Below are 23,262 nucleotides of genomic sequence, written 5' to 3' on the forward strand. Positions count from 1 at the left end.
CGCGAGCTCCTCGCCAGCGGGGATGACGTAGGCCACGAGGCGGCGATCTCCCGGCACGTCCTCGCGCACCACCACCGCGGCCGAGCGCACGTGCGGGTGGCGCAGCAGCGCGGACTCGATCTCTCCGAGCTCGATGCGGAAGCCGCGCAGCTTCACCTGGTCATCCAACCGGCCGAGGTACTCGATGGCACCATCCGCCAGGAACCGGGCGCGATCCCCGGTCCGGTACAGCCTGCCGCCCGGAGTCTCCGCGAACGGATCCGGGATGAAGCGCTCGGCGGTCAGCTCGGGCCGCCGCCAGTAGCCACGGGCCAGCGGCACGCCGCCGATGTACAGCTCACCCGGCACGCCGGGAGGCACCGGGCGCAGGTTCCGGTCCAGCACGTACATCCGCGTGTTGGCGATAGGGCGCCCGATCGGAACCAGTGGCCGCCGGTCCTCCGGCACACACGCCCAGAACGTCACGTCCACGGCGGCCTCGGTGGGCCCGTAGAGGTTGTGCAGCTCCGAGCGCAGCCTCGAGTGGAAGAGATCCCGCAGCTCCGGAGGCAGGGCCTCGCCGCTGCAGATCACGCGCTTCGGGCTGAAGCGGGCATCCAGCTCCGGCGCCTCCAGGAAGTGCCGCAGCATGGAGGGCACGAAGTGCAGCGTGGTGATGCGCTCGCTGGCGATGACGCCGGTGAGATACGCAGGATCCCGGTGTCCACCGGGCCGGGCCATCACCAGGCGGGCGCCCGTCATCAACGGCCAGAAGAACTCCCAGACGGAGACGTCGAAGCTGAACGGCGTCTTCTGGAGGACGCGATCCTCCGAGCCCAGCCCGTACGCCTCCTGCATCCAGAGCAGCCGGTTGCAGATGGCGGCGTGGGTATTCATCGCGCCCTTGGGACGCCCGGTGGAGCCCGAGGTGTAGATGACGTAGGCCAGATTCCCGCCGGCCAACGAGACCTCCGGGCGCGCGGTGGACTCGCGGGCCACGGCCTCCCACTCCGAGTCCAGACACACCACGGCCGCATCGCCATGAGGCAGACCCGGGGCGAGCCGTGCCTGGGTGAGGAGCACGGGGGCGGACGCATCGGCGAGCATGTACTCGAGCCGCTCGCGCGGGTATTCGGGATCCAGCGGCACGTAGGCGCCGCCCGCCTTCAGGATGCCGAGCAGCCCCACGACCATCTCGATCGACCGCTCGGCGCACAGCGCCACCAGCCGGTCCGGGCCCACGCCCCGAGCGCGCAGATGATGGGCGAGCTGGTTCGCACGGCTGTCCAGCTCCCGGTACGTGAGGTGCGCGCCCTCGAAGGACACGGCCACGGCGTCCGGCGTGCGCTCCACCTGGGCCTCGATGAGCCTGTGCAGGCACGCGTCCGGCTCGCGAGGCAGCCGGGTGTCGTTCCACGCCACCAGCACGCGATGGCGCTCCTCGGGTGCCAGCAGCGCCAGCTCCTGGACGCGGCAGGCGGGCTCGCGGACGGCGCTCTCCAGGAGGACGCGCAGGTGCGCAAGCATGCGCTCGGCGGTGGAGGGCTCGAAGAGATCGGTGCTGAACTCGAGGGTCGCCGAGAGCCCGGCCGCCGTCTCCATGAGGCTGAGGCGCAGATCGAACTTGGACGTGCGGCTCTCCTGCTCCAGCACGCGCAGCTCGAGGCCCGGCAGGGAGATCTCCGGCAGCGGATCCTCCTGGAGCACGAGCATCACCTGGAAGAGCGGGCTACGGCCGAGGTCGCGCTCGGGCTGGAGCACCTCCACGAGCTTCTCGAAGGGGGCGTCCTGGTGGGCGAAGGCACTCAGCACGGTCTCACGGGCGCGGCCGAGCAGCTCGCGGAAGGACGGGTTGCCCGCGGTCGAGACGCGGAGCACGAGCGTGTTGACGAAGCAGCCGATGAGCCCTTCCAGCTCGGTGCGGTCGCGGCCTGCCACGGGCGTACCCACGCACAGGTCATCCTGGCCGCTGTAGCGGGACAGCAGGGCGGAGAAGCCCGCGAGCAGGACCATGAAGGGGGTCGCGCCCTCGCGGTGGGCCAGGTCCTTCACGGCCTGGGACAGCTCGGGGCTCAGGAGGGTGTGCCGGCTCGCGCCGCGGGAGCTGCGCACCGGAGGCCGGGGATGATCCGTGGGCAGCTCCAGCGACTGGGGCGCTCCCGCCAGGCGGGTCCGCCAGTACGCGAGCTGCGCCTCCAGGGCCTCGTCTCGCAACCATCCACGCTGCCAGGCGGCGTAATCCACGTACTGGAGCGAGAGCTCCGGCAGCGGCGAGGCATGACCCGCGGAGAAGGCCGGATAGAGCGCGGCCACCTCGCGGACCAGCACGCCCAGGGACCACCCATCCGAGACGATGTGGTGGAGCACGACGAGCAGCACATGCTCGCGCTCGTCCAGGCGCATCAGCGAGACCCGCAGCGGCGGACCCGAAACGAGCGCGAAGGGCCGTAGCGCCTCCTCGCCCGCGATCCGCGAGACCGCCTCGGCCCGAGCGGAACCGGAGAGCCCCGTCAGGTCGACCCGGGCCAGCGGGAGCCGGGCCTCTGGGGAGATGACCTGGACCGGCTTGCCGTCCTCGGCGCGGAAGGTGGTCCGGAGGCCCATGTGGCGCCGGACGACCTCCAGGAGGCAGCGCTCCAGCACCGCCACGTCGAGCACTCCCTCGACACGAACCGTCACGGCCTCGTTGTAGGCGGCGTTCTGGGGATCCAGCTGCTCCAGGAACCAGAGCCGCTGCTGGGCGAAGGACAGGGGCAGCGCGCCCTCGTGCGAGCCCGCCACCAGGGGAGGCGTCCGCGGAGCCGTCTTCGGAAGCGCGTCGATGCGCTCGGCGAGCGAGGACACGGTACCGGCCTCGAACAGCTCACGCAGGGCCAGCTCCACGCCGAAGGCATCGCGGAGGCGGGAGATGGCGCGGGCGGCGAGCAGCGAGTGCCCACCGAGCGCGAAGAAGTCATCCCCTGCCCCCACCCGCTCGACGCCCAGCACGGCGGACCAGATCTCCGCCACACGCTGCTCGGTGCGGGTTCGCGGGGCGATGTAGTCCCGAGCGGCCTCGCGCAGTCCATCTGGAGCGGGCAGCGCCTTGCGATCCACCTTGCCATTGGGCGTGAGGGGGAAGGCCTCGAGCGTCACGATGGAGGAAGGCACCAGGTGCTCGGGCAGGAGCCGGCGAGCGAAGGTGCGCAGCGCGTCCGTGGAGGGAGCCCCCTCCGGCCGGTGGATGACATAGGCCACCAGCCGCGCACCGCCGGCCGGGTCCTCGCGGGCCACCACGACCGCCTGCCGCACGCCGGGGTGCTTCTCCAGGGCGGCCTCGATCTCACCGGGCTCCACGCGGAAGCCGCGGATCTTCACCTGATGATCCACGCGGCCGAGGAACTCCACCGTCCCATCCGCCCGCCAGCGTGCGAGGTCTCCGGTCCGGTACATCCGCGCGCCGTCCTGGGCGCTGAACGGATCCGGAAGGAAACGCTCGGCGGTCAGCTCGGGCCGGGCGTGGTAGCCACGGGCAACACCCGCGCCGCCGATGAACAACTCACCGGGCACGCCGATGGGAGCGGGCCGCAACCGCGCGTCCAGCACATAGAGCGAGGTGTTCGCGATGGGCGTCCCGATGGGCACCGGACCCGAGGACCCATCCACGCGGTGCGTGGAGGACCAGATGGTGGTCTCGGTGGGGCCGTACATGTTCAACAGCTCGCCACTGACCGCACCGCGCAGCCGGGCCGCGAGGTCCGCCGCGAGCGCCTCACCGCCCACCATCAACCGCGACAGGCCCGCGAGCGCATCCGATGCGTCGGGCTCCAACAGCAGCGCCTGGGCCAGCGAGGGCGTGCATTGCAGGTGGGTGATGCCATGGCGCCGGATCTGCGCGGGCACCGTCAGGCCGTGCTGTCCCTGGAGGCGGAAGTCGCGCTCGGAGCGCTGCCGCAGGGAATCCAACGCGGGCAGGCTGGCCAGCACGGTGTCCGAGTCCACGCCGAAGTCGATGAGGCAGGCCACCTCGTCCACACCGAGCGCCTCGATCCGCGCCACCTGCTCGCGGCAGGTCCGGGGCGTTCCGAAGAGTCCCGCCTCCTCGAAGTAGCGGTCGAAGGCACGCTGGGCGAGCGCCTCCAGGTCCTCGGGCTGAACGGACGCGGGCTCCAACCCGAAGGTCCGCCCCAGTCCGCGCATCAGGTCCGCGGAGCTGCTCAGGTAACGGCGGAAGGGCCCTTCCACCGTCGCGCGCACCCGGTCCAACTCCTGCCCCACGAAGGTGTGGAGCATGAGCGTGACGTGTCCTTCGCCGGCGTGGCCGGCCTCGCGCCAGGCCTCACGGTAGAGGGCCACGCGCTCCCGCAGCTCGTCCCATCGCTGGCCGAGCAGGTGCGTCAGAACACCCGCGCCCATCCGGCCAGCCTCGCGGAACGTCTCGGGGTTGCCGGCGGCGGTGAGCCAGATGGGCAGTTCGGGCTGCACGGGGCTCGGGCGGATGCGGACCTCCACAGGCTCACCCGTGCCGCTGGGGAGGGAGACAGCCTCTCCGCGCCAGAGCCGCCGCACGGTGTCCAGATCGCGCACGGCCAGCGCACGGCGCTCGGCATAACGCTCGGGCGCGAGGACGAAGTCGTCCGCGTTCCAACCCGGAGCCACCGACAGCCCCACGCGCCCCTTGGACAGGTTGTCGACGACGGCCCAGTTCTCGGCGACGCGCACGGGGTGGTGCAGCGGGAGGACGATGCTGCCGGCGCGGATGCCCACGCGCTCGGTGACAGCGGCGATCGCCGCGCCCGTGAGGGAGGGGTTGGGATAGAGCCCACCAAAGGAGTGGAAGTGCCGCTCGGGGGTCCAGACGGCCTCGAAGCCATGGCGGTCCGCGAAGCGCGCGCCCTCCAGGAGGAGCCGGTAGGGCTGGCCGTCCTGTTGAGCGCCATCGTCCGCGGCGAAATAGAAGAGGCTGAAGCCCAGGGGCTTGCGGCGTGGAGTGCGGCGGGGAGCAGCGGCCAGCGCGCCCTGTTCACCCTGCACGGCGACCTTGAAGCCGCGAGCCAGGGTCCAGAGCAGCTCCAGCACGGAGATGTCGAAGGACACACTGGTGACGGCGAGCCACGAGCCCGGCGTCGAGCCGGCGCGCGCATCCATGCCGGTGAAGAAGTTGGCGAGGTTGCGGTGGGGGATCAGCACGCCCTTGGGGCGGCCGGTGGAGCCAGAGGTGTAGAGGATGTATGCGAGGTTGTCCGGGCCTACGCCGGTCGCCGGGGGTTCCTCGGCCAGTTCGGACGCTCCGGGCGGATCCAGCGGAATCACGGTCCGGGTGCCGGACGGGAGCGAGCCCACCAGGTGCCGGTGCGCGAGCACCACGGGAGCTCCGGAGTCCTCCAGCATGAAGGCGAGCCGGGACTCGGGGTACGAGGGATCCAGCGGGAGATAGGCGCCCCCGGCTTTGAGAATGCCCAGGAGTCCCGTCACCAGTTCCAGCGAACGCTCCGCGCACAGACCGACCACCACCTCGGGACCCACGCCCGCGGCACGAAGCCGCCGGGCCACCGCGTTGGCCCGCAGCTCCAGCTCCCGGTACGTGAGCGACTCGTCGCCACAGACGACGGCCAGCGCATCCGGAGTCAGCGCCGCCTGTGCCGCGAAGAGCGCATGGACGCATTCCTCCGGGTACTCGGTGCGCGTGGCGTTCCAGTCCACCAGCACCTGGCGCCGCTCGTGCTCCGGCAGCACCGGAAGCGCGGAAAGCCGCTGGTCCGGGTCGGCGACGACGGCCTCCAGAACCACGAGCAGCCGCTCCACCATCCGGGTCGCGGTGGAGGCATCGAAGAGGTCCGTGGCGTATTCGAGCCAGCCCTCCAGCCCCTTCGCACCGTGCGCGAGGGACAGGGTCAGATCGTAGGCCGTGGCACCCGGATCGAGCTCCACGCGGCGAGCCTCCAGACCAGGCAGCGAAAGCTCCGCGCCGGGCTCGGGCAGGAGGACGAACAGCACCTGGAACAGGGGCGAGCGGCTCCGGTCACGCGAGGACGGAAGGGTCTCGGTGATGCGCTCGAAGGGGACATCGCGATGGGCGAAGGCCTCGAGCGACGTGGTCCTGGTGCGGGCCAGCAGCTCGCGGAAGGAGGGATCGCCAGACAGGGACGTGCGGAGGACGAGGAGATCGAGGAAGCAGCCGATCAGCCCCTCCAGGCTGGCGCGGTCACGGCCGTTGACGGGAGTCCCGACGCAGAGGTCCTCCTGGCCCGAGTGACGCAGCAGCACGGTCTGGAAGGCCGCGAGCAGCGTCATGAAGAGCGTGGCGCCCTCGCCGCGGCCCAGCGTCTCCAGGCGGGCGGTGAGCGGCTCGGAGAGGTGCAGCGGAACGCGGGCGCCCCGGTACGACGGCGAGGGAGGACGGGGCCTGTCGGTGGGCAACTCCAGGGCGGCGGGAGCACCGGCCAGGCGTTGCCGCCACCAGGAGAGCGATTCCACGAGGGCCGCATCGGTCTCGCGCTCCCGGCGCCAGAGCGCGTAATCGGGGTACTGGACCGGGAGCGGCGGCGAGGAGGCAGAGGCCCCCCGGGCAAAGGACGTGTAGAGCGCGCTCAACTCCCGGGCTACGAGGGCGAAAGAGGCACCGTCCGAGACGATGTGGTGCATCACCACGACGAGCAGGTGCTCGCGAGCGTCCAGACGGAACAACGTGACCCGGATCAGCGGGCCGCGCACGAGGTCGAAGGGAGCACTCGCCTCCTCCCGGGCCAGCCGGAGCGCTTCCTCTTCACGTCCAGGCACGGCCTGGAGCTCCACGAGCCGGAACACGGACGGGGGCACGGACGAAATGACCTGCCGGGGCGAGCCATCGGCCTCGAGGAACGTCGCCCGGAGGATCTCATGCCGCTCGAGGATCGCCGTGAAGCTCCGCTCGAGCGCCGCCACATCCAGCTCTCCCACGAGCCGGAGGGCGGAAGGAAGGTTGTATGCGGGCTTGCCGTGCTCGAGCTGCTCGAAGAGCCACAACCGCTGCTGGGCGGACGAGAGCGGTGCCCCTGTCCCTTCGGCACGGCGGGGAATGGACGGCAGCCCCGCGTCACGCGCGTTGAAGATCGTCCGAGCCAGCGCGGCCACGGTGGGCCCATGGAGCAGCTCGTCCATGCGGAGGACGGCGCCCAGATGCTCGATCTCATGGGCCAGCTCGACGGCGGCGAGTGAGTCCAGACCAAAGCTCGTGATGGGCACATCCTTCGCGAGCTCCTCCGGACGCACGCGCAGCCGCGCCGAGAGCCGGGCCACGAGCCAGGTCTCCAGTTCCTCGACGGAGACCGGATCGACGGGGGCCTCCAGCACCGGAGTCCCCTGCCCCCGCGCCACACCCTCCGTATCCCGCCAGAACAGGAGCGCGCGGGGCCAACCGGCGAGCAGCTCGGCCTTGCAGGCGCGGCGCTGGATCTTCCCGCTGGACGTCTTCGGCAGGGCACCGGGCTCGAGCAGCACCAACGCATGGAGCTGCACCTCGTGCGCCTCGGACAGGCTGCGGCGGACCGCGCCCACCACCTCATCGGGCGTCCAGGGCTTGCGCGAATCCACCTCGTACACCACCGCGAGCCGCTCCTCGCCCTCCACCTCGATGGAGAACGCCGCGCCGCACCCGGGCCGGAGCGCGGGGTGGCTCCGCTCCATCGTCAGCTCGAGATCCTGCGGGTGCAGATTGCGGCCGCGGAGGATGATCAGATCCTTGCGCCGGCCCACGACGAAGAGCTCGCCGCCGTGGAGCACACCCAGGTCCCCCGTGCGCAGGAACCGCTCCGGACCCCCCTCCACCACGGTGGCCTGGAAGGCGGCTTCACTCTCCTCGGGCCGCTCCCAGTAGCCGTGGGCCACGCTCGGGCCGGAGATCCAGATCTCCCCCACCCTGCCCTCGGGGCACGCCCGCCGCGTCTCCGGATCCACGATCAGGAGTGACTGCTCGGGCATGACCTTGCCGCAGCCCACCAGCGGACGAGCGCCGGGCCCATCCACGGCCACCACGGCCTCGTTGCGCTCCAGCGCCGCGGCCTCCCAGGTGCGGACGAGGACGCCCTCGCCCTTCTTGGCGCCAGAGGCGATCAGCGTGCCCTCGGCGAGGCCGTAGCAGGGATAGAACGCCTCGGAGCGGAAGCCAGCGGGGGCGAACGCCTCGGCGAAGCGGGTCATCACCTCGGGGCGGATGGGCTCGGCGCCGCAGAAGGCGAGCTCCCAGCGGCTCAGGTCCAACCCTTCGCGCTCGGGAGGAGACACCTTGCGGACGCAGAGATCGAACGCGAAGCACGGCCCGCCGCTGATGGTGCCGCCGAAGCGGGAGAGCGCCTCCAACCAGAGCCGGGGGCGCCGGAGGAAGGCGAGCGGGGACATGAGGGCCGTGTGGAAGCCGGCGTAGAGCGGCTGGAGGATGCCGCCGATGAGGCCCATGTCGTGGTACGGCGGCAGCCAGATGACGCCCACGCTGTCGGCGCGGACCTCGAAGGCGCGCGAGATGAGGGACAGGTTGTGCAGCAGGTTGCCGTGGCTGAGCCGCACGCCCTTGGGATCGCCCGTGGAGCCGGACGTGTACTGGAGGAAGGCCAGCGAGTCGCGCGTCGCCTCGGGCCGTTGCCAGCCGGCCTCCACGCCCTCGTCGATGGCGTCGGTGGCCACCCAGCGCAACGCGGCCAGCTCCGGGGCCTGCTCGAAGAGGCTCTCGCCCATCTCCCGGATGAAGGAGATGGTGAGCACGACGCTGGCGCGCGCATCGCGGATGATGGCGCGAAGCCGGGGGAGCGTGCGCTCGAGCCGCGTGGGCTCCGGCGGATATGCGGGCACGGCGACGAGCCCCGCGTAGACGCAGCCGAAGAAGCCCGCGACGTACTCCAGGCCCGGCGGATAGAGCAGGACGGCGCGCTCTCCGGCCCGTGCCAGGGACTGGAGCATCGCGCCGATGCGCCGGGCCCGCAGGTCCAGCGCCGCGTAGCTCACCACCTGTTCCTCCCCTTCCTCGAGGAACGTGTAGAGGGGTTGCTCACGCTGGGCGCTGGCGCGCGTCTCGAGCAACTCCAGGAGCGTGGTGGCGGAGGACGGTTGACCGGGAAGGCTCATGGGCTCCTGGGGGGGCGAGGCGGGCGCACAAAAGCCGCGGCAGTATAGATTGCCGCTTGCTGAACAGTTCAGGCGAAAGGAAGGACGCTCGAATGCCTGCTCAGCGCCGGGCTCATCGATGGAGCGAGAGCCTCTCGGATTCGCGGAGAGCGGGACGTGGCGGCGGCTAACCCGCCCGGGCCGTGGGCGCCGCGGGCTGCTCCATCTGCGCGTTGACGAGCCTCGCGTAATAACCGCCGCGCGCCACCAGCTCCTCGTGGCTGCCCGTCTCCAGCACGCGTCCCGCGTCCATGACGACGATGACGTCCGCCCGGCGGATGGTGCTCAAACGATGGGCGATGACGACGCGCGTGCACTTCAGGCTCGCCAGGGCCTGCTGGACCTGGGCCTCGGTGATGGCATCCAGCGCGCTCGTGGCCTCATCCAGCAGCAGGACCGAGGGCCGGTGCACCAGGGCTCGCGCCAGGGCCAGCCGTTGCCGCTGGCCTCCGGACAGGGCCGAGCCGCGATCCACCAGCAGCGTGTCGTACTGCATGGGCATGGCCATGATGTCGTCATGGATGCAGGCCAGCTTCGCGGACTCGATCACCCGCTCCAGCGGCAGCTCGGGGTTGGCCAGGGAGATGTTGTCCCGCAGCGACGAGCCGAAGAAGGCCGGATCCTGCAGGACGATACCCATTTGTGACCGGAGCGAGCGCAGGTCCAGGTTCACCAGCTCCAGACCGTCATAGGTGACGCGGCCCGAGGTGGGCAGGTAGAGCCCGAGCAGCAGGTTGGCCAGCGTCGACTTGCCGGCGCCCGAGCGTCCCACGATGGCGACCATCTGCCCCGGTTCGATCTTCAGCGACACGTCCTGGACCACCAGGGGCGAGGAGGGGCCGTAGCGGAACGACACCTTCTCCAGCTCGATGGCGCCCTCGAGCTTCACCAGCGTGCCCGCCTTGTCGCGAGGCTGCTCGGGTGGCGCGTCCAGCACCTCGTTGATGCGCTCCAGGTAGCTGCCCAGGACCTGGAACTCGCCAGCGGCGCCAATCAGGTTGGCCAGCGGCACCAGCATGGCTCCCGCCAGCGCGTTGAGGCTCAGCATCTCGCCCAGGGACAGCTGCCCCTCGAGTACCTGATAGGCCCCTACCAGCAACAGCACCAGCGGCGAGGCCAACCGCAGCATGCTCGTGAGCGACTCCACCCAGAGACCCAGCCGTCCCCGCTCCAGGGTGACGTTCATCACGTCCACGTAGAGGTGCGAATAGGACTCCACCGCCCGCCGCTCGGCGCCGAAGGACTTCAGCGTCTGCATGCCGGTGAGCATGGCGATCTGGTAGCTCTGGTTCTTCGCATCCAGCTCCAGGTTCTGGGACAGCAGGCCGCGCCGCCGCTCCCGGGTCACCAGGAAGACGAGCACCTGCATGATGCTCAGCCCCATCACCACCAGCCCGAGCAACGGACTGACGAGGAAGAGCAGCACGAAGTAGAGCAGCACCATCGTCCCATCGAGCATCGTGGAGATGGCGGTGGAGGAGAGGACCTCCCGCACCTTGGACTGCATGCCCACGCGCATCATCAGGTCGCCGGCGGGGCGGAGCTGGAAGAAGGAGAACGCCAGGTCCACCAGGTGGTCCAGGAAGCCGAGCGTCATGCCCGAGTCGATGCGGGTGCGCATCTCCAGGAGCAGGTGGCCACGCAGCAGCGAGGCGATGAGGTGAAAGAGGACGAGCCCGGCCAGCGACAGTGCCAGCACCCCCAGCAGGTGGTAGTCGCCCCGAGGCACCACGCGGTCCACGACCATGCCCATGAGCATGGGGACGGCGAGCGCGAAGAGCTGGAGGGTGGCCGACAGCACGACGATCCGCTTGATCGTGTCGGACTGGCGCAGCAGCGGCACCAGGTAGCGGAAGGCCCCGGCGCGAGGGGTGGCCACCCGCTGGAAGTCCTCGCCCGGCTCGAAGAGGAGCACCACGCCGGTGAAGTGCCGGCTGAAGCCCTCCATGGACACGAGCCGCCGGCCCTGGGCGGGATCGACGATCTGCACCCGGCCGCGGACGATCCGATCGAAGACGACGTAGTGGTTGAAGTCCCAGTGGAGGATGCTGCCCGTCGGCAGGTGCTCGAGCCGATCCAGATCGATGGAGACGGCCCGTCCCCGGAGCCCCAGGCGGCGCCCCGCCTCCAGAATCGTGCGCGCGGAGATGCCATCGCGCCCGATGCCGGTCACCTCGCGCACCTGGTCCAGGCTCATGTCCCGGCCGTAGTAGCCCAGCACCATGGCCAGGCACGCGGCGCCACAGTCCGCCACCGACAACTGCCGCACGTCGGGCAGGGTCTTCAGCCGCTCCTGCAGCCGCTTGAGCGCGGGAAAGCGCTCCAACAACCCGGGCTTGTGCTCGGAGGGCGTCTGCTCAGTCTTCATGGGGGAAGAGGGCCTTGAGTCCCGGAAGGAGCGTCAGGAGGATGGGCTCGGAACGGACCGCGACCTCCGCCCGCGCCGGCATGCCATCGAAGAAATCCAGCACCCGCCCATCGTGGGTGAAGGTCCGCGAGGGGATTCTCGCCCGCACCAGGACGATGGGGCCGTCCACCTTCACCGCGTCACCCAGGTCCGGACCCAGGTAGCGCTTGAGCTCGGTGGGGCCGATGATCTGATCGCCGACCGACTCGATGAGCACTTCACGATAGTCGTAGTGGAAGCCATCCAGTTCCACGCGCACGGGCATCCCGGGCTTGAGGAAGGGCCGGTAGTAGCCGGGCAGGAAGGCCAGCAGGAACACCGGCGCATCGTCCTCCACCAATGACGCGACGGGAGTGCCCGCGGTGAGGAACTGCCCCGGCTGGATGCGCAAATCCCCCACCACTCCGGACACGGGGGCGCGCAGGGAGCGAGCCTCCACGCGGGCCTGGGCCAGCTCCTGCTCGGCTCTCAGTGTCGTCAGGGCCAGACGGGCTGACTGATCCGTCAGGTCCCTCATGTAGCGCACCAGGTTCAGCTCCAGCTCGTGCTGAACGCGCGTGAACGTATTGCGCTCCTCCTCGGACTGCAGCGTCACCAGGAGCTGTCCGGCCTCCACGCGCTGGCCGGGCTGCACCCGCACCGAGGCCACCACGCCGCCAGCGGGCGTCGTCACCTCCGTGCGCCGCTCGATCCGCACCACCGCGCTCCCGGAGGCATACTCGGAGACCGTGCCGATCACGCACGCGAGCAGCGCCACGCCCAGCATGACCATCAGCACCGCGTACGTCCAACGCGTCCAGCCAGGGGCGAGCTGCAACACATCGCCTTCCTGCCTGCGGTAGTGCTGGTAGTACTCCAGCGCCTCCTTGCGGAAGATGGACGGCTTGCCCTGGCCTTGCTCGCTCACTGCCGTGCCCCCACCGCACCGTCAGCCTGCCGGGCCTGTTCATGGGCCGCCGGCTTCACCCGCACGGGAGTGCCCGCGGGGACGAAGACGCCCGGGGGCACCTCCACGTCCGCGAGCGCGAAGATCATGAGGGAGGCGACATCCACCTCCGGCGCCACCTGGCTCACGCGGCCCTGGAGCGTCAGCTTCTGCTCGGCCACCTCCACCCGCACCGGCTGCCCCACCTCCACGCGCTGGAGCTGATGGGCGGGGATGGCGAAGCGCACCTGCGGCGTTCCACGGCGGAGCACGTGCACCAGCGCCTGTGCCGGCTGCACCAGCGCCCCGGGGTGGGTGAAGCGCCCGGCCACCTGTCCATCGAAGGGAGCGCGCACCACCAGTTCCTCCACCCGCTGGCGCAACTGGGCCACGCGGGCCTCCTGCTCCTGCACGCGCGCCTGGGCCTGCGCCAGCTTCGCCTCCGCGAGCTGCTGCTCGTAACGCGCCGCGGACACCTCTTCCTGCGAGATGGCCCCCACGGCGATCTGTGCCGTGTCTTCCCGCCGCTGCAACCGCTCCTGGGCCTGCTTGAGAGACACCGCCGCCACCTGCTGCTCCGCGCGGCTGGACAGCAGCGCCGCCTCGGCGATGGCCAGCTCCTGCCTCGTGCTCGCGGACTCCAGCGTCGCGACGATTTCCCCCCGGCGCACCACGCTGCCCACCTGCACGCGGACGTCCTCCACGCGCCCTTCCAGACGCGCGGCGAGGTTCACGGACGCATCCGAGATCACCACGCCCAGCAGACCCTTGTCGCCCGTGTCCTCCCGAGCGCCCCGTTCCGCTGTGTTCACGGAGGACGGCGTCACGCCACTCCGCTCCTGATGGGGACGTGGGCGGAGCAACGCCACACCTCCCAGCAGGGAGAGCAGGAGCAGGACCAGCCCTCCAATGAGCACGCGCGAAGCCATCGGCCCGCATCGTAGGGGATCTATCGCTGGGCCCGAAGCTCACGGCGGGCGAGTCAGGGTAAACTTCGTAAAGACTCGGGGCCTATCTGGCCGGCCGCCGAGCGTTCGGGGGAGCTCAGTCCCGCTTCCAACGAAGTTGGAACTCGAGCTCGTCCACGCCCTCTTCGCGCTCGTGCTCGATGTTGAAGAGTGCATCCGCGGGGATGCGCAGGCGCTCGCCAGCGACCTGGATGGTGAAGGCCTCACCGGCCTCGATGGCATCCGCCAACCGCCGCAGCTTCGCGACGAAGTCCTTGCGTGGGTACGTCTTCTCCACGTCTCGCTCGGGGCGCTTCGGCATTGCACGGCTCGCTTCCGTCAGGGAGGCCAAAAAAACAAAGGCCCTGGAGCCCACCTTGCGGTGAAACTCCAGGGCCTTCTTTGGTCGGGGCGACTGGATTTGAACCAGCGACCACTTGCACCCCAAGCAAGTGCGCTACCAGGCTGCGCTACGCCCCGTTGCGGCGTCTCGTCGGCGTTCCCGTCGGCGAGATGGGCTGCCTTATGCCGTCACCCGACCCACAGGTCAAGCACGAGATCGGGCGGCCCTTCAAAAACTCACTCGGCCTTGGCCTTCATTCCTCCGGCGGAGGCCTTGTACTCCTCGACCTCCTCCAGCTCCTCGTCCAGATCCTCGGGATCCAGACCCGCGGCCTCGGCCGCGTCGGCGGCGGCGTCCTCGGCGGCGTCCAGTTCCGAGTGGTTCTCGGGAATCTGCTCGCCGTTGAGGGCGGCCTTGAGGACCGCGCTCGGCCGGAAGGTCAGCACGCGGCGAGCCGAGATCTCGATCTCCCTACCGGTCTGCGGGTTGCGGCCCACGCGCGCCTTCTTCTGGCGCACCTGGAAGTTGCCGAACCCCGAGATCTTGATCTTGTCCCCGCGCTCCAGAGTTTCCTTGAAGGTGTCGAAGACGAGCTCGACGATCTCCGCCGACTCCTTCTTGGAGAAGCCGACCTTCTCGTAGACCCCTTCGATGATGTCCGCCTTGGTCATGCGAGTACCTTCGCGCCCCTCTCTGCGGTGAACCCGGCGGACTGTGACAGCCTTCCCTGACAGCTGTCAACCCACCGGTTTCACTCAGGTTTTCCCGCGAACCCACTACGTCAGGTCCGCAGGGCACCACCCAGGCGCTGGTTGACCTCGGAGATGATGCGCTGGTGGGCGGCCGTCACGTCCGCGTCAGTGAGCGTACGCTCGGGCGAGCGGTAGCGGATGGCGTAGGCCAGGTTCTTGTGGCCCTCGGGGATGGGCTTGCCGGTGTAGACGTCGAAGATGAGGGCGTCCTCCACCAGGGGGCCACCGACCTCCAGGATGACGCGGCGGACCTCGTCGTTCTGGAGCGTCAGGGGCACCACGACGGCCAGGTCCCGGAGCACCGCGGGGAAGCGCGGCAGGCCCTGGTACTCGGGCACCAGACGGGAAGCGGCGTACAGGGGCGCCGTGTCCACCTCGAAGACGAAGACGTCGCGGGGGAGATCCAGGGCCTTGGTGACGCGCGGGTGCAGCTCGCCCACGTAACCGAGCGCGGTGCCATCGGCCAGCTCCACCCGGGCGCAGGCGCGCGGGTGGTAGGCGGGGGCCTCGGCGGGGACGAAGCGGACACCGTCCACGTGGAGCGCGTGCAGCACGGCCTCCAGGGCGCCCTTGGCGTCATAGAAGTCCGCGCGGGCGTCCTTCTGCGTCCACGTCCGGCCGCCGCGCAGGCCCCACACGAGCCCTCCCAGACGGTGCACCTCGCGAGCGGCGGGGCGCTGGCCCTGACCGCCCTCGGGGTCCTGGAAGTAGGCGCGGCCCGTCTCGTAGATGGCCACGGACTCCACCTGGTGACGGACGCTGCGGGAGAGGTTCTCCAGCAGGCCCGGCAGCAGGCTGGTGCGCATGACGGACTGTTCCACGCTCAGCGGGTTGAGGAGCGTGACGGGCTTGTCCTTCCCGCCCAGCACCTCCAGGGAGCGCGGCGCGACGAAGGAGTAGTTCACCACTTCACTGAACCCCACGCCGGAGAGGGCCTGGCGGGCGCGGCGCTCGGCCTCGGCGGTGGCCGGCTCGGGGCCCAGCTCGGCGAGGCCACGGGGCAGCTTCGCGGGGATGTTGTCGTAGCCGTAGACGCGGGCGAGCTCCTCCATGAGGTCCTCCTCGCGCTCCACGTCCACGCGGGCGCGGGGCACCTCGAAGGTGGTCTGCCCACTCCCCTCCTCCACCTGCTTGAAGCCGAGGGTGCCGAGGATGCGGCGGCACTCGGCCTCGGGGATGGCCACGCCCAGCGCCTTCTCCACGCGGCCGTAGCGCAGCGTCACGCGGCGCTGCGGCTGGGGCTGCGGGTACACGTCGATGCGGCCCGGGGCCACGGTGCCACCGGCCAGCTCGGCGATGAGGGCCGCGGCCCGGTCCACGGCGGGAACGGTGGCGTCGAGGTCCGCGCCGCGCTCGAAGCGGTGCGAGGCCTCGGTGTGCAGGCCGTGGCGCTTGGAGGAGCGGCGGATGCTGGAGGGCTGGAAGTAGGCGGACTCGAGCAGCACGCGCGTGGTGCCCGCGCTGACCTCGCTGTCCTGGCCGCCCATGACGCCGGCGAGGGCCTGGGCGCGGTCGCGGTCGCAGATGAGCAGGTCCTCGGGCGACAGCGCCCGCTCCTTGCCGTCGAGCGTGATCATCTTCTCGCCCGGCTTGGCGGTGCGGACGATGATCTCCTGGCCGGCCACCTTGTCCAGGTCGAAGGCGTGCAGCGGCTGGCCGTACTCGAGGAGGACGAAGTTGGTGACGTCCACCACGTTGCTGATGGGGCGCACGCCGCAGGCCTTGAGCCGGTCCTGGAGCCACTGGGGCGAGGGACCGATCTTCACGTTCTCGATGACGCGGGCCGCGTAGCGCGGGCAACGCACCGGGTCCTCGATGCGCACCTTCGCCTTCTCGGAGGCGGGGGCGCCGGACTCGGCGAGCTTCGGCTGGGGAGGACGCAGGGCGCCGCCGGTGGCCACGGCCACCTCGCGGGCCACACCCAGGTGCGACAGGGCATCCGGACGGTTGGGGGTGACGTTCACCTCCATCACCACGTCATCCATCCCGAGCGCCTGGGCGATGGGCGTACCCGGCTTCAGGTCCTGCGAGAGGATGAGCAGGCCGGAGGACTCCTCGGAGATGCCCAGCTCCTTGGCGGAGCAGAGCATGCCGAAGCTGTCCACGCCGCGCAGGGGGGCCTGCTTGATCTCCACGCCATTGGGCAGCTTCGTGCCGATGGTGGCCAGCGGCACCTTGTCGCCGACCTTGAAGTTCTTGGCGCCGCAGACGACCTGCAGCAGCTCCGGGCCGCCCATGTCGATCTTCGTCACGGACAGCTTGTCCGCGTTGGGGTGCTGGACGGACTCCTTGATCTGCGCCACCACCACGCCGCGCAGACCCTCGCCGGGGCGATCCAGGCCCTCGATCTCCAGACCCACGGCGGTCAGCCTACGCGCCAGTTCATCCACACTGGCCGGCAGCGCTACGTAGTCACCGAGCCACTTGACCGAGATCTTCATCAGAACTGCTCCAGGAAGCGCGCGTCGTTCTCGAACATCATCCGCAGGTCGTCGATCCGGTAGCGCAGCATGGCGATGCGCTCCACGCCCATGCCGAACGCGTACCCGGTGACCTCGGTGGGGTCGTAGCCGCTGTACTTGAAGACGTTGGGGTGCACCATGCCGCTGCCGAGCACCTCCAGCCAGCCGGTCTGCTTGCAGATGCGGCAGCCCTTGCCGCCGCACGAGGTGCAGGAGATGTCCACCTCGGCCGAGGGCTCCGTGAAGGGGAAGAAGGACGGGCGGAAGCGCGTGCGCGTATCCGAGCCGAAGAAGGCCTTCACGAAGGCATCCAGGGTGCCCTTGAGCTCGGCGAAGCTGACGTCCTTGTCCACCAGCAGCCCTTCCACCTGGTGGAACATGGGCGTGTGGGTGATGTCCGAGTCGCGCCGGTAGACGCGGCCGGGCATGACGGCGCGGAACGGGGGCTTGCGGTTGAGCATGAAGCGCACCTGCACCGGGGACGTGTGCGTGCGCAGCAGCGGCGAACTGTCCGCCTTCTTCGCGTGGCCGAGCGAGGACTCGTCCACGTAGAAGGTGTCCTGCATGTCGCGCGCGGGGTGATCCTTCGGGAGGTTGAGCGCCTCGAAGTTGTAGTAGTCGAGCTCGATCTCCGGCCCGTGGGCCACCTCGAAGCCGAGCCGCTGGAAGGTGCGGACGATCTCCTCCATCGTCCGGGACACCGGGTGGCGGCTGCCGGGTTTCGCGGCGCGGCCGGGCAGCGTCACATCCAGCTTGGGGCCACGCAGCTCGGCCTCGAGGGCCGCGTCCTCCGCGCGCTGGACGGCCTCGGCCAGGAGCTTCTCGATCTCCGCCTTGACCTGGTTGGCCACCTCGCCGAGGGCGCGGCGCTCGTCGGGGGGCAGCTTGCCCATCCCTCCGAGGACGCCGGACAGCTCACCCTTCTTGCCGAGGTAGCGGATTCGGAGCGCCTCCACAGCGGACGGCTCCGAGGCGACGGAGATCTCCCGCCGCGCCGCGTCCGCGAGTGCCTGCAAGCGATCTCGCATGGGGACTTCGCCTCCCTTTTCCCGGCCGGGCCGGGGCCAAAAAAAAGGGCCGCCCTGGGGGCAGCCCGTTTCAAACTCGCGAGTGGCAGCGGCCTTCACGAAGAAGACCGCAACCGCTCACTTTCGAGGCTGGCCGAAGGGGCCAGCCGTCATCACTCAGGCCGCCTTCGCGATGTTGGCGACAGCGGCAAAACCAGCGGGATCCGCGATGGCCATGTCGGCCAGGACCTTGCGGTCGAGGGCGATCTTGTTCTTGGCCAGACCGGCGATCAGCCGCGAGTAGGACAGGCCCACGGTGCGGGCGGCCGCGTTGATGCGGACGATCCACAGCGAGCGGAAGTTCCGCTTGCGAACGGCGCGATCACGGCTGGCGTAATCGAGCGCGCGCTCCACGGCCTGGTTGGCCCGCTTGTAGCAATTCTTGCGGCGGCCGCGGTAACCCTTGGCCAGCTTCAAAATCCTATTACGACGACGACGAGCCTTGACGCCCTTCTTGACGCGCATTGCTGACTCCTGACTGCTGCGAGGTGTTTGAAAACCCCCGGCTCCGGCTGTTCACCGCACCGACAGGGCCCTCTTTACTGCATCCTGCTCAGTTCGCCCCGTAGGGGAACATCTCCTTGACGACCTTCTTGCCATCCATGTCCTTCAGATGGCCGGTGCCACGGTGCTCGCGCTTGAGCTTCTGGCTCTTGGCGTGGGTGAAGAGGTGCTTACCCAAGGCCTTGCCGAACTTCACCTTGCCGGTCTTCTTCACCTGGAAGCGCTTCTTGGCGCCGCTACGGGTCTTCAACTTGGGCATCTTGCGGTTCCTTCCTTCAACTACCCATCCGCCGCAGCGAATCGCCGTCAGCGTGTGTCAGGGCTGACGGCTTGGAAGCCGCCAGCCGGGTCCAACTATTTCGCGCCCTCGGCCTGCGCCAGAGCGCTTGCCGTGGAAGCAGGCACCGGAGCCGGCAGAACTCCTCAGACAGTGGGAGCAGGTACTCCCCTCCGAAGGGGGGGCAAGATACTTGCCAGCTGGAGGGAGTCAAGGGGTGATAATGACCCATACCCCCTCAGCGGGCTTCACGGCCAGGCGGCTTCCTTCTCCAGGAGGGCCTCGAAGGCCTCCAGTTTCATGGTCTTGAGGTCCTCGCCGCCGTAGCGCCGGGGAGACACGCCCCCACCGTCCACCTCGTTGTCGCCGATGACCAGGGTGAAGGGGATCTTCTGGAGCTGGGCGTCGCGGATCTTCGCGTTGAGGGTGAGGCCGCGCTCGTCGTAGTCCACGCGGTAGCCCTTGGCGCGGAGCTGGTCACGCACCTTGAGGGCGTAGTCGCGCTGGCGGTCCGCCACGGTGACGAGCACGCCCTGCACCGGGGCCAGCCACGCGGGGAAGGCGCCGGCGAAGTGCTCGATGAGGATGGCGATGAAGCGCTCGAAGGAGCCGAAGATGGCGCGGTGGAGCACCACGGGGCGGTGCTCGGCGTTGTCGTCACCGATGTAGGTGAGGTCGAAGCGCTCGGGGGCGAGGTAGTCGAGCTGGATGGTGCCCAGCTGCCACTTGCGGCCGATGCTGTCGGACACGTCGAAGTCGATCTTCGGGCCGTAGAAGGCGCCATCGCCGGGCTTGAGCTCGTACTCCAGGCCCAGGCTCTCCAGGGCGCTCTTGAGGCCGGCCTCGGCGCGATCCCACAGGGAGTCATCGCCGAGCCGCTTCTCCGGCCGGGTGGACAGCTTCACCGAGTAGGACAGGCCCACCGCCTTGTAGACGCGGTCCAGGAGCTGCACGAAGCGCCGGACCTCGTCGGGGATCTGGCTCTCCATGCAGTAGATGTGGGCGTCATCCTGGGCGAACTGGCGCACGCGGGTGAGGCCGCCGAGCGAGCCGGCCGCCTCGTTGCGGTGGAGCACGTCCTGGGTGTGCAGACGCAGAGGCAGGTCGCGGTAGCTGTGCTTCTTGAAGCCGTAGTACAGGTGATGACTGGGGCAGTTCATCGGCTTCAGCGAGAAGTCATGCTCGCCCGTGTCGTTGTCGAGCACGAGGAACATGTTCTCCTTGTACTTGCCCCAGTGGCCGCTCGTCTCCCACAGGCCCTTGTTGTAGAGCAGCGGGGTCTTGATCTCGACGTAGCCGGTCTCGCTCGTCATGCGGCGCATGAAGGCGGCCAGGGTGTTGTAGAGCGTGGTGCCCTTGGGGGTCCAGAAGGCCGCGCCCGGCGAGTACGGGTGGAAGTGGAAGAGATCCAGCTCCTTGCCCAGCTTGCGGTGATCGCGCTTGCGGGCCTCCTCCATCCGGTTGACGTACTCCTGGAGCGCCTTCTTGTCGAAGAAGGCCGTGCCATAGATGCGCTGGAGCATCGGGTTGCGATGATCTCCGCGCCAGTACGCGCCACTGGTGGACAGCAGCTTGATGACGCCGATCTTCCCGGTGCTCGGAGCGTGGGGCCCCAGGCAGAAGTCCACCCAATCGCCGTGGGTGTAGAGCGTGAGCGTCTTGGCGCCCTTGGCCGCGATGTCCTTGACGATCTCGACCTTGAACTTCTCGCCCTTGTCCTCGAAGAGCTTGATCGCCTCGTCCATGGAGATCTCGCTCCGGACGAAGGGCAGGTTGCTGGCGATCTCCTTGTTGGCCTCGGCCTCGATCTTCTCGAGGTCCTCGGGCGTGAAGGGCTTCTCGCGGAAGAAGTCGTAGTAGAAGCCCTCCTCCGTCGCCGGACCGATGGTCACCTGCGTACCCGGGAAGAGCCGCTGCACCGCGCTGGCCACCACGTGGGCGGCGTCGTGCCGGATGAGCTCCAGGCCCTCGGGGCTCTTGGAGGTGAAGATCTGCAGCTTCACGTCCTCGGTGAGGGGACGGGCCAGATCCATGTCCTGGCCGTTCACCCGCGCGAAGAGGGCGGCCTTGGCCAGGCCCGCCCCGATGCTGTCGCGCACGAAGTCCGCGATGGTCGTGCCCCGGGGCGCCTGCTTCTGGCTGCCATCGGGGAGGGTCACCGTGATCTGATCCGCCATGCGAGACCTCGGAAAAGAACGCGGGCGGCAGGCTCATCAGCCCTGCCGCCCGCAGTTGAAAACCCGTACTGAAGTGGGTCGTAGTGGGATCGAACCACTGACCCCTACCGTGTCAAGGTAGTGCTCTACCGCTGAGCTAACGACCCGTTCGCCGCCGCGACTGCCGCCGTCGAAGGTGGGCGGGGAATACGATGGGCAGCCCGGAGCTGTCAAGGAAACACCGACATGGGTGCGTCATGTTCCCCGTCGATTTCCGATCAGCACCCGGGCACGGGCCATCACCGCGTCGAACATGGCGGGGGTGAGCCGCCCCGTCTGCGTGTTCTGCTGGCTCACGTGGTAGCAGCCCAGCAGCACCGGGGCCCCTGGCAGGGCCAGCTCCGCCCCGTGTCCGAACGACGGCCGCGGCGTGGGGACGGATACCCCCGCCCTCTCCAGCCAGGCGAGCGTCGCGTTCCAGGCAATCGCCCCCAGCGTCAGGACCACCCGGCCAGGCAGCAGGGCCATCTCCCGGTCCAGGAAGGGGGCGCACCGGACCAGCTCCTCGGGCAGGGGTTTGTTGTCCGGCGGCGCGCACTTGCACGGCGCGACGATGTAGGCCCCCGTCAACGTGAGGCCGTCATCCCGGTGCTCGCTCCGGGGCTGGTTGGCGAAGCCCGCCCGGTGCAACCCGGCGAAGAGGAAGTCCCCCGAACGGTCCCCGGTGAACACCCGGCCCGTCCGGTTGGCCCCATGCGCCGCCGGCGCCAGTCCGAGGATGACCAGCTCCGCCTGGGGGTCTCCGAAGCCCGGCACCGGCCGGCCCCAGTACGTCCAGTCGCGGAAGGCCCGCCGCTTCTCCCGGGCCACCTGCTCGCGCCACTCCACCAGCCGGGGACACGCCCGGCAGGTGATGATCTCCTCGTGAAGGCGCGCGAGCCCCGCCGCGCCCGTCATCCCTGTCTCATTGCTCTTCGCCACGATCCCCTTCCCTAGCGCCCCGCCCTACCCTCGCGCCACCGTCCACTCCTCTGGACGGCTTCGGGCCGGGGGACGCGAGGCTCAGGGGGCGGGCTGCTCGCCCGTGTAGAGGCCGGTCCGCTTGTAGCGCTCCACCACCACGCTCAGCACCACCTTGAGGATGGCCGTCGTGGGCACCGCGAGCAGGATGCCGGTGAAGCCGAACAACTCTCCAAAGGCCAGGATGGCGATGATCACGGCCACCGACGAGAGGCCCACCTTGTCGCCCACCACCTTGGGGGTGATGAAGAGACCCTCGGCCATCTGGCCCACCAGGAAGGTGCCCGCCACCGCCGCGAGCTGCCACGGACCCTGCCAGGACAGCATCAGCCCCAGCCCCGCCAGCACCACCCCCAACCCCGTCCCCAGGTACGGAACCATGTTGCCGAACCCAGCGATGACGCCGATCACGATGGCCAGGTCGATGCGCGCGAACCACAGGCCCGTGCCGTAGAGCACCGAGAGGATGGCCCCCACGGTGATCTGCCCACGCACGAAGGCGGACAGGACGTCATCCACCTCGGAGAAGCGCCGGCTGACCAGCCCCACCGCCCGGCGCGGCATCAGTCCCTTCACCATGCCCACCAGCTGCGGGTAGTCCTGGAGGAAGAAGAAGCCCAGCACCGGCACCACCAGCAGGCCCAGCAGCGTGGCCACCACCCGCGCGGTGTTGCCCGCGAAGCTCGCCACCAGCCGTGCCGCCGTGGGCCCCGCGCTCTGGAGGATCTCCGAGGCCTGCGCCCCCAGCTCCGTCATGCGCTGGCGCAGCAGATCCGGCAACGGACGTCCCAGGAGCGACTCCACTTGCGGCACCACCCGCTCGCTCGCCCGGCGGAAGAAGTCCGGCAGCTTCACCGCCTCCTCCCGGAAGACCGGGATGAGGTAGAGCACCGCGCCGATCAACAGCAACAGGCTCCCGGTGAACACCACGCTCGTCCCCAGGGTGCGGTTGAGGCCCCGGCGCTCCATGGCGGTGACCAGCGGATTGAGCACGTACGCCATGGCGAGCGCCAGCAGCACCGGCACCGCCACGCCTCCGAACACCGACAGCAGCGCGAACACCAGCGCCAGCGAGCCCACCATGGCCGCCGACCAGGCGAAATCCACCCGCCGGGCCTCGGCCTCGGAGAGCTCGCCCTCGGCGGGCGGTGGCTCCATGGGAACGGGCTCGGGGGCCGGCCGCAGCTCCACCGCTTCGGTCTTCACCACGTGCAGGGACGTCTCCGCTGGAGCGACCCGCGCCACTGGCGCCTTCACCGCGCGCGCCTTGCCTCTCTTGTTACGTCCGATGGCGGGCTCCTCTTCTTCC

12 protein-coding genes, 2 tRNA genes and 1 pseudogene (1 of these 15 cut by a window edge) are annotated in these 23,262 nt (G+C 69.7%); all 15 read right to left on the reverse strand.

Going from position 1 to position 23,262, the window contains the following annotated elements; genetic code table 11:
• Positions 1 to 9,054, reverse strand: partial view of a non-ribosomal peptide synthetase gene (locus tag BO221_RS16115; RefSeq protein WP_083681073.1) — the 5' portion only. Its footprint begins 8,118 nt before the window's first position; the window shows 9,054 of its 17,172 coding nt (coding positions 1–9,054); the start codon lies at positions 9,052 to 9,054; the stop codon falls past the left edge of the window.
• Positions 9,055 to 9,220: 166 nt separating this feature from the next.
• A complete protein-coding gene (locus tag BO221_RS16120; protein WP_073561316.1) occupies positions 9,221 to 11,461 on the reverse strand; it encodes a peptidase domain-containing ABC transporter in 2,241 nt (746 codons plus the stop codon).
• On the reverse strand, positions 11,451 to 12,407 hold the full coding sequence (locus BO221_RS16125) for an efflux RND transporter periplasmic adaptor subunit (protein WP_073561317.1): 957 nt from the start codon (positions 12,405 to 12,407) through the stop codon (positions 11,451 to 11,453). Before BO221_RS16125 ends, BO221_RS16120 begins: the two co-directional genes overlap by 11 nt.
• Positions 12,404 to 13,354 (reverse strand): efflux RND transporter periplasmic adaptor subunit, encoded by a 951-nt coding sequence (locus BO221_RS16130; protein ID WP_073561318.1) that lies wholly within the window; start codon positions 13,352 to 13,354, stop codon positions 12,404 to 12,406. The genes BO221_RS16125 and BO221_RS16130 overlap by 4 nt, the downstream gene beginning before the upstream one ends.
• A gap of 115 nt (positions 13,355 to 13,469) precedes the next feature.
• A complete protein-coding gene (locus BO221_RS16135) occupies positions 13,470 to 13,694 on the reverse strand; it encodes an amphi-Trp domain-containing protein (protein ID WP_073561319.1) in 225 nt (74 codons plus the stop codon).
• Between the two features lie 81 nt (positions 13,695 to 13,775).
• Positions 13,776 to 13,852: transfer RNA gene (locus tag BO221_RS16140), tRNA-Pro, on the reverse strand.
• Positions 13,853 to 14,047: 195 nt separating this feature from the next.
• Positions 14,048 to 14,386, reverse strand: a pseudogene (locus tag BO221_RS16145) (integration host factor subunit alpha); the annotation flags it as partial.
• 110 nt (positions 14,387 to 14,496) lie between these two features.
• The gene (pheT, locus tag BO221_RS16150) at positions 14,497 to 16,908 is read right to left on the reverse strand and encodes a phenylalanine--tRNA ligase subunit beta (RefSeq protein WP_073561320.1); all 2,412 of its coding nucleotides are present in this window, start codon (positions 16,906 to 16,908) and stop codon (positions 14,497 to 14,499) included.
• Positions 16,908 to 17,957 carry a phenylalanine--tRNA ligase subunit alpha gene (pheS, locus tag BO221_RS16155; RefSeq protein WP_073561321.1) on the reverse strand — a complete coding sequence of 350 codons (1,050 nt, stop codon included), beginning with the start codon at positions 17,955 to 17,957 and terminating at the stop codon, positions 16,908 to 16,910. Before pheS ends, pheT begins: the two co-directional genes overlap by 1 nt.
• Before the next feature lie 156 nt (positions 17,958 to 18,113).
• A complete protein-coding gene (gene rplT, locus BO221_RS16160; RefSeq protein WP_043407583.1) occupies positions 18,114 to 18,461 on the reverse strand; it encodes a 50S ribosomal protein L20 in 348 nt (115 codons plus the stop codon).
• A gap of 88 nt (positions 18,462 to 18,549) precedes the next feature.
• Positions 18,550 to 18,759, reverse strand: a complete 210-nt coding sequence (rpmI, locus tag BO221_RS16165; RefSeq protein WP_073561322.1) for a 50S ribosomal protein L35 — start codon at positions 18,757 to 18,759, stop codon at positions 18,550 to 18,552.
• A gap of 266 nt (positions 18,760 to 19,025) precedes the next feature.
• On the reverse strand, positions 19,026 to 20,954 hold the full coding sequence (thrS, locus tag BO221_RS16170) for a threonine--tRNA ligase (RefSeq protein WP_073561323.1): 1,929 nt from the start codon (positions 20,952 to 20,954) through the stop codon (positions 19,026 to 19,028).
• 74 nt (positions 20,955 to 21,028) lie between these two features.
• Positions 21,029 to 21,100: transfer RNA gene (locus tag BO221_RS16175), tRNA-Val, on the reverse strand.
• An 88-nt stretch (positions 21,101 to 21,188) separates the two neighbouring features.
• The gene (locus tag BO221_RS16180; RefSeq protein WP_073561324.1) at positions 21,189 to 21,890 is read right to left on the reverse strand and encodes a uracil-DNA glycosylase; all 702 of its coding nucleotides are present in this window, start codon (positions 21,888 to 21,890) and stop codon (positions 21,189 to 21,191) included.
• A 105-nt stretch (positions 21,891 to 21,995) separates the two neighbouring features.
• Positions 21,996 to 23,210 (reverse strand): AI-2E family transporter, encoded by a 1,215-nt coding sequence (locus BO221_RS16185; RefSeq protein WP_369864978.1) that lies wholly within the window; start codon positions 23,208 to 23,210, stop codon positions 21,996 to 21,998.
• Positions 23,211 to 23,262 lie beyond the last annotated feature (52 nt).

Source organism: Archangium sp. Cb G35 (genome assembly GCF_001896145.1).
Lineage (GTDB): Bacteria > Myxococcota > Myxococcia > Myxococcales > Myxococcaceae > Archangium > Archangium violaceum.